Origin of the sequence: Dehalobacter sp. TeCB1, assembly GCF_001707455.1 — a bacterium.
In the GTDB taxonomy this organism is placed as follows: Bacteria; Bacillota; Desulfitobacteriia; order Desulfitobacteriales; family Syntrophobotulaceae; genus Dehalobacter; species Dehalobacter restrictus.
In genome coordinates this window covers 1-14,460 of the sequence record NZ_MCHF01000051.1, presented here as the reverse complement: position 1 = coordinate 14,460, position 14,460 = coordinate 1, and the positions used below count along the sequence as shown (strand labels likewise).

Here is a 14,460-nt window from a genome sequence, read left to right as displayed (position 1 = left end):
CTCCATATAATCTGAATCGGCTATTTTTAACAGGTACTATACCTGTTATTCCCAGTATTTTGACAGACTCAATGAAACCCCACTATATTTACTCTGTCAAAGGTTGCATTTACTTTGACCGCTCACCTTTTGTTATACATTATGCAGAAGTGTTCTTTGCAGCTATTCGGCCAGTTCAAAATTATTTCTGTCCATCGGTTTTATTATTAATAAATCATCAGCGCTATTAATTATGATGTCCAAAAAATACTGTTTCTGTTGCTGATGATTTTATTATATGAAGAAGAATTAATGAGCGTTCTTTGTCTCTAGAAAAATGATCGTTTTTAATTAATACGATCCTACGATCTAATTCGAATAAATTTTCTCTTGCCGACCTTCAAGATATCACCGGCCGAAAGACGAATGGCAGCCTGCGAATCTGAGAGCTTTTCATCGTTAAGCTTCACTCCGCCCTGTTCAACCAGTCTTCTGGCTTCTCCCCTGCTCGGGGCAAGTGCTGCGTTGACCATCAGCGTAACCAGTTCGATCGTGCCGTCCTTCGATGCACCAAGTTCCGCAAGGCTAAATTCAGGCATCTCATCTGGTGCTTCTTTTTTCTGAAACATTTTAATAAATTCGTCTTTTGCCTGATCGGCTTCGGCATCTCCATGATAAATTCGGACAATCTCCCATCCCAGACGCATTTTTAAGTCACGCGGATGAACGCTGCCGTCAGCAAGGCCCTTTTCGAGACGGCGAATTTCGTCAACAGGCACTTTTGTGACCAATTCGAAATAGCGAATCATCAATTCGTCCGGCAGAGACATCGTTTTTCCAAACATTTCTCTGGGGCTTTCATAGACTCCGATGTAATTACCAAGACTTTTACTCATTTTATGAACGCCGTCAAGTCCCTCAAGGATTGGCGTTGTTAAAGCAACCTGCGGTAATTGCCCATAATCTTTTTGCAGCGTACGGCCCATAAGTAAATTAAACTTCTGGTCTGTCCCTCCTAGTTCGACGTCGCTTTGCAGCGCTACCGAGTCATAGCCCTGCATCAACGGGTAAAAGAATTCATGAATGCTGATCGGCCGTTCCTCCTGATATCTCTTGGCAAAATCATCTCTTTCCAGCATTCTGGCAACCGTACAATTGGAAGCTAACTTAATGACCTCTTCAAAATTGAGCTTTGAAAGCCAGGTGGCATTAAACTCAATCCTTGTTTTAGCGGGATCGAGAATTTTAAATATCTGTTCTTTATAGGTTTCCGCATTCCGAAGCACTTCTTCTTCGGTCAATGCCTTTCTAGTTTCGGATTTTCCCGTAGGATCACCTATCCTGCCCGTAAAATCTCCGATGATGATCACTGCCTGATGCCCCAGATCCTGGAACTGTCTCATTTTCTGCAAAGGAACAGTATGTCCCAAATGAATATCTGGAGCCGTCGGGTCAAGCCCAAGCTTAACCGTCAGCGGTTTATTTGACAAAAGGGAATTCTTTATTTTTTCTTTCAGTTCATCCTCCGGCACAATCTCAGCAGCACCTGTTCTTAATATCTCCATTTGTCTTTGTACTTCTTTGTCTAAATTGATCAATTCAAAACATTCCTTCCATTCTTCGATATAACTTTAAGTACCTTATCTTCCTTATAAAGGATAATAAAATTAATTTATCAAATACACCACCAGAATATATAAAATTTGGAGCTGACATGGTGCTATATAAAGTTCTTTGCGCTTTAAGCATCTTATATTATAAAGAAATATAAATTTTATATCAACCTCTTACCAAATTGATACTGTTTTTACAGCCTTTAAAATATGATATAATGTTTTGAGCTTATTAATCTAAATGCTTATTAATAAGTCTTTATCTAGGAGGCAAAAAATGGCTAATAACAATGATTATCATAACCGTAATGCAGATCAGAAAAACAGGCGGGTTCACCCTGTCAAAAAGAAAAAAAAGTTTTTTAATACACCCTACTTCAGAATTCCTCTTCTTATCATCATTCTACTTATTGTGATTTTAGGTATTTACTTAATTGTTGCTGTTGCAAAAACCCCCAAATTAGATGTTGAGCTGCTGACAGGTCAGAAACAATCCTCTGTGGTCTATGACAATGAACAAAATTCGATTGCCCAGCTTCACTCCTCCGAAAACAGACTGCTGGTCGACTATGAAGACATTCCGGACACTGTGAAGGAAACGTTTATCGCGGTGGAAGATAAACGGTTTTATAAACATTTTGGGGCAGACCCGATCCGGATTATCAAATCGGCTTTTAATAATTTGAAAGCCGGCGAAGTCGTCGAAGGTGGCAGCACCATCACGATTCAGCTCGCCAAAAACGCTTTTATTGAAGATCCGACGGCGCAGAAGCTTTCGCGCAAGATCCAGGAAGCCGTTCTAGCTCTTCAGATTGAGCATGTGTACACCAAGAACGAAATTCTGACCTTTTACTTGAATCGGATTTACTTAGGGGAATCGTCTTTCGGAATCCGGACCGCTTCTTTGACTTATTTTAACAAAGAGCTTAAGGATCTGAATCCGGCTGAAATCGCCATGCTGGCCGGCCTCCCTCAAGCTCCAAGCGGTTATGACCCATACTTTTATCCGGAAAAAGCCAAAGCAAGACGAACGATCGTCCTGGGTGTGATGAGAGACAATGGCATTATTACACAGGCTGATTATGACAAGTATGTCGATACACCTTTCACGTTTGTTGACCAGGTTAAATCCAAACAAAAGAATGTCCAAATGCCCGAAATTGCAACGCGCAACAAACAACACCCTTATTTTGTTGACTATGTAATTTCCGAGCTTCAGGCTAAATATGGCTTTACACCTGAACAGATCTATAGCGGTGGTTTAAAGATTTATACGACTGTAAATTCAAAAATCCAGACCAAAGCCGAGGAAGCTTTTGCAGACTCCAAGAATTTCCCTGCTAACAGTAAGGACGGGACTTCCGTTCAAGGTGCGATGACTGTACTGGAGCCCGATAGCGGGGCGATCGCAGCCATGGTAGGCGGCCGGGAATACACCCCGATGGGTTTGAACCGCGCTTACCAGTCCAAAAGGCAGCCTGGATCGACTGCCAAGCCACTGGTTGTCTATGCGCCGGCACTTGAACACGGCGGTTATTATCCTGGAACAGTATTCGATGATATGCCCGTTAAATTTAATAACGGTGACGGCACTGTCTGGGCCCCGACGGATTATGACACAATTACTTCCGGTTGGCGGGGTTTGATCACGATGCGCGAAGCTGTTGAGGACTCTGTAAACGTTTACGCCGTAAAACTTTTAAGCTCTCTCGGGGTTGAAAACGGCTGGCAGTTCGCCAAGAATAATCTGGGGCTTTCCCTAACCAACAATGACAAAGTATTAAGTATGGCCCTCGGGACATTTGATATTTCCACCCTGCAGATGGCTTCAGCTTACGGAACATTTGCCAATAACGGTGTCAAAGCTGAACCTTACAGTGTTATTAAAGTTTTAGGCCCCGATGGTAAAACATTGGTCGAAAACACGCCTTCCGAGAAAAGAGTGATGAAAGAAACCACTGCCTATTTGATGAATGATCTCCTTAGGAGCGTTGTAACCTACGGAACCGGCACAAAGGCCCGGATTGGCAATTGGTATATCTGCGGTAAGACGGGCACAACATCCCTGGATCCTGCTAAATTTGGCAATAGGTCCGGTAATCCCGATGCCTGGTTTGCCGGCTATAGCCCAAAATACGCGGGGGTTGTCTGGATGGGGTATGATCAGACAGATACAAGCCATTACCTGTATAAGGTATATGGCGGCAGCTACCCGGCCAGCATCTGGAAACAGGTCATGACGGTTGCCCACGAAGGACTGGCAGTTCAGTCAAGTATCAGCCGTCCCGAAGGGCTTACAACCGTAAAATTCGATTCCAAATCAGGTCTTCTGCCAAGCAGTCTGACTCCTTCAGAATTTGTTAAATCAGAAATATGTGCGGCAGACAGTGTTCCAACAAAAGTTAGTGATGTTTGGGTCCAAGTGATGGTCGATGCTAATAACCCCAATCTTTTAGCCCCCGTAGGCAGCATGAATGCCGTATCGAGGCTTTGCCTGAACGTTCTGGGGCGGCCTAAAGATGTGACCTGGCCATCGGACGAAGCCCCCTATAAGGCTCCGGACAAATACGTGAATGAAAGTGGCAGCTCTACCAGCGGTGAGACTCCACCGGCAGGAGATTCAAGTATTCCTCAGTTGTCTTTATCTTCTCCGTATTATGACGGATCGAGCACGGTTGTTCAGCTTCCGGTTTCCAACTATAACAGTAAAAAATATACTGTTAAGCTGTATATCAAGAAACCGGGACAATCCTATCTTGAAACGTATGTGCCAGAAGACGGAAACAAGAGGACGATTCAATACCGTTTAGATCTTTTCGGTGCCGGAGCAGTCTCCGGAACCTACACCTTCTGGGGTGTTCTGATGGACAATGACTCTTTTACAGAGGGTCCTCCGTCAAATCCCGTGACGTTGGAAATCAGTAATTAATAATCCTCTCAAAAAAACACTGCCGATGGTTTAGATAACCTCGGCAGTGTTTTTTTTGTGGCTAGTTTGGGTTACTTTAATTCAACGATCGTGACCCCGGAATCGCCTTCGCCAAACTCACCTAAGCGGTAAGCAGCAACATGGGGATGTCTCTTCAAGAACTGATGAATGCCTGCCCGCAGGGCGCCTGTCCCTTTGCCATGAATCACGCTGACCTGATTAATTCCTGTAATCACAGCATCATCCAGATATTTATCCAGCATCAGGATGCCTTCTTCGACCAGTTTTCCCCGGAGGTCGATTTCACTTCTGAGATTTACCGCTTTGCTCAGCCCGAAAGTACCTTGAATGGTTTTTGCAAAGTGTTCCGGTTTTCTTGTCTCATCGACCAACCGGATTTCAGACAGCGGAACGCTGACTTTCAAGATACCCGTCTGGACCAACACTTCATTGTTGTTATCCGGTTTTTGCAGGACCTGGCCTTTTTGTCTAAGATTGGGCATATAGACCGTTTGCCCCGGTTCTACTTGCCCGGGCTTCGGTCCGGATTTGTTTTTTCCGGTATACTCGGTTTCATACACCTTTTCAGAGAGTTTTTTCAGCCCCTGACGTGTTTTCTCCAGAGCCGCTTCCTGTTCACGCCGTTCTTTCTTTTGGGCTTCCTTGATTTCTTTGATGATACCTTCGGCTTCGAGTCTGGCCTGACGGACAACGTCGACAGCCTCTTCTTTGGCTTTGCGGATAATATCTTCGTATTTTTCTTCCAGTTCCAGATTCTTTTTCTTCAGCTCCGCGGCTTTATATTCAGCCTTCTTCTGCTCTTCTTCCACACTCCGTTTTTTAAGTTCAATCTCTCTTTGCGTATCCTCGAGGTTTTCCAGGAGATCGCTCTCCTTCGTATCCCGCTCAGAGATAAAGGAGCGGGCTTTTTCCAGAATGCCACTGCCAAGTCCGAGCCGCTGGGCAATCGATAAGGCATTGCTGCGTCCGGGAATACCGATCAGCAGGCGGTAGGTGGGCTTGAGCGTTTCCGGATTAAACTCTACTGAAGCATTTTCTACCCGAGGCGTATTGTAGGCAAAGGTCTTTAACGCGCCGTAGTGCGTCGTAGCCACCCCGCAGCTCCCGCGCTCCAATAATTCCGCAAGAATCGCCATGGCCAGGGCTGCCCCTTCGCCCGGATCCGTCCCGGCTCCAAGTTCGTCCAGCAGAACTAGGGAACAGCTGTCGGCTTCCCGGGTAATATCAACAATATTGGTCATATGGGCGGAGAACGTACTCAAAGACTGTTCGACACTCTGCTCGTCACCGATATCGACAAAAATCCGGGTAAAGATCCCGAGCCGTGATTCACTTTCAGCCGGAATATGCAGCCCGGACTGCATCATCACCGCCATAAGGCCGATCGTCTTCAGCGTCACAGTCTTCCCTCCGGTGTTCGGGCCGGTAATGATCAGAAATTGATCATCTATCCCCAGTCCGACGGATATCGGTACAACAGGCCCGGTGAGCAGAGGATGTCTCGCGCCGATCAGCTTGACCTCCTGTTTATTCATTACAAGCGGTGACCCGGCTTCCATATCTTCACTTAGACGGGCTTTCGCCAGAATAAAATCCAGCTTAATCAAGGCTTCATTCAACAGCAGGATTTCCGGAATCCTGGCAGTAACTTTTGCTGTGAGCTGCTGAAGAATCTTTTGAACTTCCCTGTTCTCTTTCAGGGTGATCTCCCTCAGTTCATTGCCGAGCTGGACCACTGCCATCGGTTCGATAAAAAGGGTCGCACCGCTGGCTGACTGATCATGGACAATTCCGGGAAAAGCTGAACTGTATTCCATTTTAATCGGAACCACATAGCGGTCCCCTCTGCTTGTAATGACATTGTCCTGAAGCATCTTTTGATAGCTCGGATTTCTTAGAATACCGTCAAGGCTTTCCTTGATCCGCTGCTGACTTATCCCTTTCGCTTTCCGCAGTCTGGCCAGCTCTTCGGAAGCCCGGTCATTGATATCCCCGTCCTCGGAGACACTGCGGGAGATATCATCTTCTATCTCTTTCTGAGGTACAATCCCATCGACCGTTTCTCTGAGGGCATATAATTCGCTGTACTGATCTTTTCCAGACTGACCGCCATCTATCAGCGTATTCTTTAGGCGGCGGGCAGTTTTCAACGTATCTCTGATTTCCAGTAATTCTTCCGGATTTAAGGTTCCTCCCCGGTCACATCTTTCCAGATAAGGACGAATTTCCCGCGCTCCCCTGACTGAAAACAAAGGGTTAATCCTAAGGAGAATTTTCCCTTCGTCCGTTTCGCGGAGCAACGCCCTTACGGTACGCAGGTCAGACTCCGGAGCAAGTGCTTCCGCTAATTCTTTCGCTCCGGGAAGCATACAATGATTCCTAAGCCGTTCTCTGACTGCGCCAAAATCCAGTTTTGCCAGGACTTTATCTGAAGCTATCAATTTATATTAGCACTCCTCTATAAAAATGTCCTCTGGTAAAGCCATCGGGATAAAGCTCCTCCAAGCTTTTCATCGCTTCCTCGGTTTCCTCTTTGCCTATATTCTTGCCTCCAGCCGTTTCTTTCCAAAGCTGGTGAAATACTGTAACGGCACGTTCAGCCTGGGGCAGAGATGCCCGAAGCAGTTCCAGCCGGATATTTCTGATGCCCATATCGGCTATTTTAGACAGTTCGGTTACCAGATTCAAGGTTTTGGCATTGAAGACATGCATCCGGCACTCTTGATCCGTAGCCAGTGGGAAGTGATAAGCCATGCGGTCCTTCAGGTACAGGTCTCTGTTTTGACAGGCCTTTCCGCATTTGTTGCGGGCTCCGTCTTTCCCCTCCCCCAGCACAGCGCCGGGAAGACAGAATTCACTGACCATCATTTCCATATCGCCAAACACCAGCAACTCAATACCTTCGGATTTGCCCAGAACGGCAAGCTGTTCCTGACTTAATTCCATGGAAAGGGCTGCCTGCCTTCCGCCTGCCCTGTGAACCCATTCCAACGCCGCTTCGTTAAAACAATGCAGAAAATAATCCGTCTCCCAAGTCCACTCGGGATCAACGGTCTTCAGCATTTCGATTTCCGCAAGATTCCCGGCCATGATCACTGGCCTTGACGACCAGCCTGCCACCTTTGTCAGATCCTTTAGCACCTGCTCACACTGGGTCTGATTCAGGATTCGCGGCAGTCTCCATAGCAACGTTCTTCCCCTGCTTTGACACGTATCGAGTGCCTTCTGCAGCTCTGCCAGGGTAAGGGGCGGTCTGGACCGCCAGTGTTCTCCGCCCAGAATGATTCTGTCCGCACCGGCCTTCAGCAACGGCGCAATCATGGAAGAATCCGTCACCGCGGCACTGAGCAAATGCTTGCCTGCTCCGGTTTTTCCCGATACGGTCCGGCCGGTTTTGAGCTGCTGATTCCAAGCGTAAGTCCGCTCCTGATACGCATTCAAGGTCAGCGCCGGCTTGCTGTGAGACGGCTCCAAAAGCTTCTCCACCGCAGCACGCCGCAATTCATTCAACGCACTGACCGGTATCATCAGATCCCCTTCCAGTGCTGTCGTTAATTCTCCGAGATAAAACGGGGTATTCCCCAGACGCCCCAGCTGTTTTACCAGAACCTCCTGTGTCAGTGGCCGATTCTGTGCTTCCTGAGCCTCACACTGCGATTCCAGCGCAACGTGCTGCTGATCGTCCCAGACAGTTAGGCGCAGTTTTTGACCAACTTTTCCGGAAAGCTGCATTTTTAACGGCCGCTTGCGCATTTCCTTGCCTTCCTGGAAACTAAGCCGGGCCTGGGCAATCAGCTGCTCATCGTGGGTTTTGAATACCCGGTCCCCAATATTCGCAGCGCCTTCAAATTCTATGGTGACCGTATCTCCGGGTGCAGCACTGTCAACCGTTTTGCCGCCAGGTATCCCTATTCTTCCGACGCTGATCCCTTCACGGCCTCTTTTTGTCCAGATTTCCAGGCCGTCTCCGAGTCCCAGCTCGCGGTCCAGCTTCAGTGTCAGACGGTTGTTTTTTAGATCCGTAATTCGGCCCAGCATGGTGCCGCGGTTGTTTGGGCGGCTGAAACTCATCATCTCCGCTCCCTGGTAACCCTGAAAGTATCCGGTTGTAAAATCCCGGTTAAAAATCTGAGTCAGCTCATATAGATCCCGGGCTGTGATTTCCTGCCCCTTTTGTTCCTGTAAAAAGTCCAGGGCTTTACGGTAGACCCGGATGACCGTTGCCACATATTCGGGCCTTTTCATCCGGCCTTCTATCTTCAGTGAGCGCACACCCATCCGCTGCAACTCCCCGAGATTGTCCAACAATTTCAGATCACGCGGGCTTAGAAGGTGCTCCCCGGTCTTCCTTCCTTCCAGCAGATCCCTGCCTTTGCCGTCGACCAGACTGTAGGCCATCCTGCAAGGCTGCGCACATCTTCCGCGGTTGCCACTCCGTCCCCCGATATAGCTCGACATCAGACACTGTCCGGAATAGCTGATACACAGTGCGCCATGTCCAAAAACCTCGACATCCAACTCCGTCGCCTGAACCATTTTTTCTATTTCCGGCGCCGAAGTTTCCCTGGCTAGAACAACCCTGGAAAAACCCATTTTTTCAAGTTGCTTCAGCCCGTAAATATTATTCTGGGTCATCTGTGTGCTGGCATGAAGCCTTATCTCCGGCAGAACTTTCCGGATAAAATTCGCAACCCCGATGTCCTGAACGATCAACGCGTCTGCGCCAAGTGAATAAAGCTGATAGACATAGTCCGCCAGCTCTGAGAATTCACTGTCAGCCACAAGAATATTTAACGTCACATAGACCTTAACGCCGCGTTCGTGCGCGTACGTCACCGCCTTAGACAATTCCTCCGAATCAAAATTCGAGGCCGAAGCTCTGGCATTGAACATTTTGCCTCCGAGATAGACGGCATCGGCTCCGTTTTCCACCGCAGCCTTCAATGCCTCGTAACCCCCGGCCGGTGCAAGAAGTTCCATCTTTTTATTTGTATGCTGCTGCGGACTGCTGCCAAAATCTGAATGCATGATCGCGTTCTCCGTTCCTGTTTCGTCTTTTTCTGCTTTTCTTCTAATCATACCACACTATCATTTTGCGGCAAATTTTTTACATTCGCTCCTTTAAAGATCTCATTAGAAAAAGATTAAAACCATTAAAAAATGAATTCGGCAGTTGCCATGGATGGAAAATTCTCCTTGACTTATCTTTCAAAAAAGATAAGCTATTCATTAGGAGGCGATAGTGTTGGATGATAAGGTAATGGATCTTCTCGGAAAGATCCTTGAAAACCAAACCGAGACTAGTTCCCAACTTAAAGAATTAACCTCTCGCGTCCAAAAAATAGAAACAAAAGTTGAACATGATTTGGGTCATAAAATCAAAGCACTATTTGATGCTCGCGAAGTACAAAATGAGAAAAATGATACTATTATTAATACCCTCGAAAGAATCGAAACTAAAATCGAAATCCTGCAAATGGAAACAGCCCATGTACGAAAAATAAAATAGAAAGTTATAAGGAGTTATTCAAGACTTCTTTTTGGGTGTATCCCGAAATTGACTTGCAGTATCTGGTTAGTAAGATTGAACAAATGCATCGTTGAGATCCCATTAATGGGGTCTTTTTTATTCTACAGAGTAAGCTCCCTAGCAAAGAACTAAACCATTAAGGAATACACTACCGCAGCACCCCAACCACATTCATATTGGCACTGCCGCCCTTCACTCAATAAATGAAGTTTTACAAACTAAACAAATATGTTTATGTACACAGACAAAATTACCACATTCTTTGCAACTCCATCTAATCTCCTCATGCTGTAAAAATGAATCCAGATTATATTGCTTAATGTGCTCAAGATTTTCAATCATGCTCATGTGATATTTACTTCGATACCGCTTATCCAACTGTTTTAGTCTTATGCAAGGGAATTTGTCGCATTCAAAGCAAAACCCGGATTTATTACTTTGAATTACAGAACAATTTTTGATTATGCAACTGGTGCTATTTTTTGTTTTATACCTTATATCGTCCTCGTTTCGGCATCCCTTGCAATGACTTTTCTCCCTTTGATTTGCCATACAAAGTCTGCAATTCATCCCGCAAGGAGCAATCAACTCTTCTCTCATTTTGTTCATCTTATACAGTACCTCATCAGTGATTTAACTGTCGCACGAGATCTGATTACCACAAAGAAATACTTTAAGTCCATTTCATCCGAGCCAGGACGGCACGGCCTTTGCACGATATGTCGTCGTAATACGTTCAGCCATTCCCGATGCGTCTTATTTCGATTGCTAGCCGTTCTTTTTCAATAAAGGCAGTTAATTTAAGAGCCAATCATGCTTTCCTATTACTTCTCTTAGAATCTATTATGTGATAGAACGTTAATATTGGGTGCTTAAACAGCATCCTTGGCCCAGAATACCTCATAACTTTCTTTATTTCTACTCTCATTTCTAGTTTATAACAATGTATTTTACATCTTGCACAGACTGGTTTGTTCTCACCAAACATGCATTGTTCTATTTTCTTGCTTGAATATTTATATAATCTCTCACAGTCTTCACACCTTCTATTTTGTGGGGTATGGGTTTTCTTGCAATAAATATTAATCATTTTCTCAACCGTTACCCGTTCTCTTCTTCGCCTTTTGCTATCTGTACTCATTTTTTCTGTCCTTATAATTAATTTTATATAACGAACGTCCAAACTCCAATAATAACCTCAATTAGTCCAAATGATCTATAAATTTACCATTGATAACATTTATTCTTCATTGTATTTACAAATTCCTTCCCATTATTTTACTTAATTGGAGTTGGCTTTAGCGGAATTGGACAAATGTCCTGAGCCGAAGCGGCCAAGCCCTCACCACCCGAAGCCCATCTGCATATGCTGTAATTAGACTCATAATGAAAGGGCGGACGGCATGGAGAATCCGGCCACTGAACGCACGCCGCTTGTCATAGCGGCTGAGATAAATATGATAACCTGCCAAACCAAAAAAATCCTGCTTGCCGGCGCCATTGAAATCGGGTGTCGTTTGCAGGAAGCCAAGGCTCTGGTCAAACACGGGGAATGGGGTAAGTGGCTGGAGTCTGTGAGCTATTCCCAGAAAACTGCCGAAAGACTGATAAAGCTCTACCAAGAGTACGGGCCAAACTTCTCTGACGGATTGGACACGTCAAAATCGACATCAATGTCGAATATGACTTACACCCAGGCCCTCCTCCTTCTGGGTTTACCGGCAGAGGAGCGGGAGGAATTCATCGAGCAGAATGATGTCGGCGGTATGACCACCAAAAAGCTGCAGCAGGCACTTCAGGACAGAGACAAGGCCAATCAGGAAAAGGACCAGGCGCTTCAGGAGAATCAAGCATTTAAAAAAGGACTGAAGGCGATCGACAGCACAATCTCCGAATTAAAAAAGGAGCAGGCTAAGGCTGCGTCAATGCCAACAAATCCGGAGAATGTCAAAGCAGAAGCCTTCTCTGCCAGTCAACCCGCCCTGCCGACCCACAACCTTAAAGCCGAACATGACCCCGACGCTCACATCAAGTATGTAGAAAAATGCAACGCTTGCTGCAAAACAATCGCCGATACCTTCTTCGATCTGACGACAGCGCTCACCAATCTGGCGCATGTCGATCCGAACCTGAAAGAAGAAAAAAGAAAAGAGGCCAATCGACTGATTGAATACATGGCAGAGACGATTAAAGAGTGGCCACCCCCCAAGAAACCGCTTAGAGTTCATTCCTGATTTTTTTTGGGAACCTTTGGACAAGCCAAGCATAGTATATACAAGACAGCAGTAAGCAGTCCAATAAAAGAGAAGGAGATGATTGGAATGGCCGTTGTTTCAGCACCATCCGGCGCGGCTCTGGTATTGGTCTATCAGACCGGAGTCAGCACCTCCGGCGCTCCGATAACCAAACAGCGAACCCTTAACAATATTGTTTACAATGCTTCGAATCAAGCTGTCTATGAGGCGGCTCACGCCATCTTCGGTCTGTCGGAATATACGCTGCTTGACGTTTACTTCAGAAGAACAGATGAATTGACAAACGAAGCGTAAACCGGAGGGCAATTTCAGGCGTCAAGGAGGTGATTCAATTGGCTGTGACCACCAACCGAACAGCAAGATTAACCTTTGCAACCACCGGAGGGAACACGTTTTCCCTAACGGTTCCCCAACCGCGAGAGGATATCCTGCTAACTGAAGCCATGGACGTTATGAACGCGCTTATAGCAGGCGGGATATTCCTCACGGCAAACGGTGCCCTTACAGGGGTAAAGGATATAAAGGTCATTGAAACCACGACCAATGACCTTTATGATCCTCCACAAGTGTAAGCGGGCAGTACGCATAAAAGATTAAGAGAGGGGGCGGGCTGACGGCAATCAAGATTTGCCGGCGGCCTCGCCCCCTCTCATCTTTTGCCTTATCACTGTTCATATTATTATATGAACCTTAGCTAAGTTTGAACTATAAAAAATTCAAAAAAATAGTACATGTCATTGATTACCTTGTATTTTTGGCCAGAGCTTTGTCTAATATAGCATCAATGCGCTCCTGGGTACCTGGCTTGCATAATACTTGTAAAGGCTGTACCTGCATGAATTGATCATGATCATCGGCAGATGTCACAAACACGATGCTGCATGTTGACATGGAAGCAGATTGCCGTATTTGTTTGGTGGTCTCGAGACCGGTCAGCTTTTTCATACTATTATCAAGAAAAAGAAGGTCAAAAATCATCCCAAGCTTATTAAGTTCTTCAAGAAGCTCTTCACCACTGCCAAATTGGTAAATATCAAATGAAACCCCCTTTTCTTTTTCATATAAATGAATGAATGCCTCCAATAACTGGCGACACAGCGGCCTGTCATCGCAAATGCCGATAGTAAGCAATACATCTCCCTCCAAAAGCCTGTTTATACAACTAAAAAGGTATTAAGTTCATTATATATTGACAATAATACAAATACAAGGGTAATAAATACTCTTGTGCTTTGTTAAGAATACTATTCATAATTGCTAAAGTAAAGCAGGGTGATAAAACATGGAAATTGATTACAAAGCATTAGGCGAGCGGATTGCGAAAAGACGCAAGGTTTTGAATCTGACCCAAGATAACGTCGCTGAAGCAACAGGGCTCAGCAACAACCATATATCCAATATAGAGAACAATCATTCTATCCCCAGTATCGAATCATTGCTTAAAATATGCGAGGCTCTGGACATCACACCAGATTATTTTCTGCTGGGTATTTTCAGACAAACAAATGACAGTCTGCTTTCTCAGATTAATCAAAAAATCAAGCTGTGCGATGAGAGAAAGCTTGAACTGGTTGATCATTTCATGACTTGGATAGTTAATGAAAAACTATAGTTTAAAATGTGCGAACAGCACTTTTTAAACTATCAGAAAGTATAAATCCTTTTTGATATGTAAGTAGCCTTTTCCAGCAAAGGGCTGCTTTGTTATTTTTAGAATAAATTTCCACATATTTTAATTTTTTAGAAGGATAGCAGTGAATTTTCACGAATATCAAATTAAAAAGTAACCGGATTGATTCTTTCCCAGATCCGTCAGGTTATAGCTGCGGAAGCCCCGATCAGTAAAAAGCTGTTACCAAATTAAGTGAATTCTGATGAACCAGATCAATTTATCGAAGGAAGACTTGATGAAAGAAGTTTATAAGCTGCTTGGATTTATTAGGGGGGCTGAAATGGAAGAACTAATTTCAAATATAGTAAGTATTTCCGAACCTAGTTCGGAAATACCATCAAAAAAGAGGTATATACGAACTTAGTTCGGGAATACCGTAGTTAGGCGAAAGACCATGCAAAGACCGCCCCCTCCATGGGCGGAATGTTCAGGATTAGCTATGGTGCTATTTTGGTGCGAGA

At 45.2% G+C, this 14,460-nt stretch carries 13 protein-coding genes; 7 read left to right on the top strand and 6 right to left on the bottom strand.

The features are described 5' to 3' along the window. On the top strand, positions 1 to 230 hold a 230-nt coding region (locus tag A7D23_RS16275; RefSeq protein WP_207644969.1), incomplete at its 5' end, for a hypothetical protein. Between the two features lie 111 nt (positions 231 to 341). On the opposite strand, the gene tyrS is transcribed toward A7D23_RS16275, so the two are convergent. Further along, complete coding sequence (gene tyrS / locus A7D23_RS11395) at positions 342 to 1,544, bottom strand: tyrosine--tRNA ligase (protein ID WP_034362468.1); 1,203 nt, start codon at positions 1,542 to 1,544, stop codon at positions 342 to 344. Positions 1,545 to 1,869: 325 nt separating this feature from the next. On the opposite strand from tyrS, the gene A7D23_RS11390 reads away from it, so the two are divergent. Further along, positions 1,870 to 4,521 carry a PBP1A family penicillin-binding protein gene (locus A7D23_RS11390; protein WP_019226885.1) on the top strand — a complete coding sequence of 884 codons (2,652 nt, stop codon included), beginning with the start codon at positions 1,870 to 1,872 and terminating at the stop codon, positions 4,519 to 4,521. 71 nt (positions 4,522 to 4,592) lie between these two features. Here A7D23_RS11390 and A7D23_RS11385 read toward each other — a convergent pair whose 3' ends face one another. Beyond that, the gene (locus tag A7D23_RS11385) at positions 4,593 to 6,983 is read right to left on the bottom strand and encodes an endonuclease MutS2 (RefSeq protein WP_019226886.1); all 2,391 of its coding nucleotides are present in this window, start codon (positions 6,981 to 6,983) and stop codon (positions 4,593 to 4,595) included. Position 6,984: 1 nt separating this feature from the next. Then, positions 6,985 to 9,570 (bottom strand): U32 family peptidase, encoded by a 2,586-nt coding sequence (locus A7D23_RS11380; protein WP_025205083.1) that lies wholly within the window; start codon positions 9,568 to 9,570, stop codon positions 6,985 to 6,987. A 214-nt stretch (positions 9,571 to 9,784) separates the two neighbouring features. Between A7D23_RS11380 and A7D23_RS11375 the strand changes: the two genes are divergently transcribed. After that, positions 9,785 to 10,051 (top strand): hypothetical protein, encoded by a 267-nt coding sequence (locus A7D23_RS11375; protein ID WP_019226888.1) that lies wholly within the window; start codon positions 9,785 to 9,787, stop codon positions 10,049 to 10,051. 213 nt (positions 10,052 to 10,264) lie between these two features. On the opposite strand, the gene A7D23_RS15655 is transcribed toward A7D23_RS11375, so the two are convergent. Then, positions 10,265 to 10,672, bottom strand: a complete 408-nt coding sequence (locus A7D23_RS15655; RefSeq protein WP_282432020.1) for a DUF3795 domain-containing protein — start codon at positions 10,670 to 10,672, stop codon at positions 10,265 to 10,267. A gap of 211 nt (positions 10,673 to 10,883) precedes the next feature. Then, the gene (locus A7D23_RS15650) at positions 10,884 to 11,213 is read right to left on the bottom strand and encodes a nitrous oxide-stimulated promoter family protein (protein ID WP_083221911.1); all 330 of its coding nucleotides are present in this window, start codon (positions 11,211 to 11,213) and stop codon (positions 10,884 to 10,886) included. 262 nt (positions 11,214 to 11,475) lie between these two features. Here A7D23_RS15650 and A7D23_RS11370 point away from each other — a divergent pair, with 262 nt between their 5' ends. The 3 genes from A7D23_RS11370 to A7D23_RS11360 all read left to right on the top strand — a co-directional run bounded on the left by A7D23_RS11370 (position 11,476) and on the right by A7D23_RS11360 (position 12,899). After that, entirely contained in the window at positions 11,476 to 12,306 is an 831-nt protein-coding gene (locus A7D23_RS11370) for a DUF3102 domain-containing protein (protein WP_025205081.1), read from the top strand. An 87-nt stretch (positions 12,307 to 12,393) separates the two neighbouring features. Continuing rightward, entirely contained in the window at positions 12,394 to 12,621 is a 228-nt protein-coding gene (locus tag A7D23_RS11365; protein ID WP_019226592.1) for a DUF1659 domain-containing protein, read from the top strand. Positions 12,622 to 12,659: 38 nt separating this feature from the next. Next, positions 12,660 to 12,899 carry a DUF2922 domain-containing protein gene (locus tag A7D23_RS11360; protein ID WP_019226593.1) on the top strand — a complete coding sequence of 80 codons (240 nt, stop codon included), beginning with the start codon at positions 12,660 to 12,662 and terminating at the stop codon, positions 12,897 to 12,899. 169 nt (positions 12,900 to 13,068) lie between these two features. Here the strand turns inward: A7D23_RS11360 and A7D23_RS11355 are convergent, their stop codons facing one another. Beyond that, positions 13,069 to 13,458 carry a response regulator gene (locus A7D23_RS11355; RefSeq protein ID WP_019226594.1) on the bottom strand — a complete coding sequence of 130 codons (390 nt, stop codon included), beginning with the start codon at positions 13,456 to 13,458 and terminating at the stop codon, positions 13,069 to 13,071. Between the two features lie 151 nt (positions 13,459 to 13,609). Between A7D23_RS11355 and A7D23_RS11350 the strand changes: the two genes are divergently transcribed. Further along, positions 13,610 to 13,939: a helix-turn-helix transcriptional regulator gene (locus A7D23_RS11350; RefSeq protein WP_019226595.1), complete on the top strand. Its 330-nt coding sequence runs from the start codon at positions 13,610 to 13,612 to the stop codon at positions 13,937 to 13,939. Positions 13,940 to 14,460: the final 521 nt, after the last annotated feature.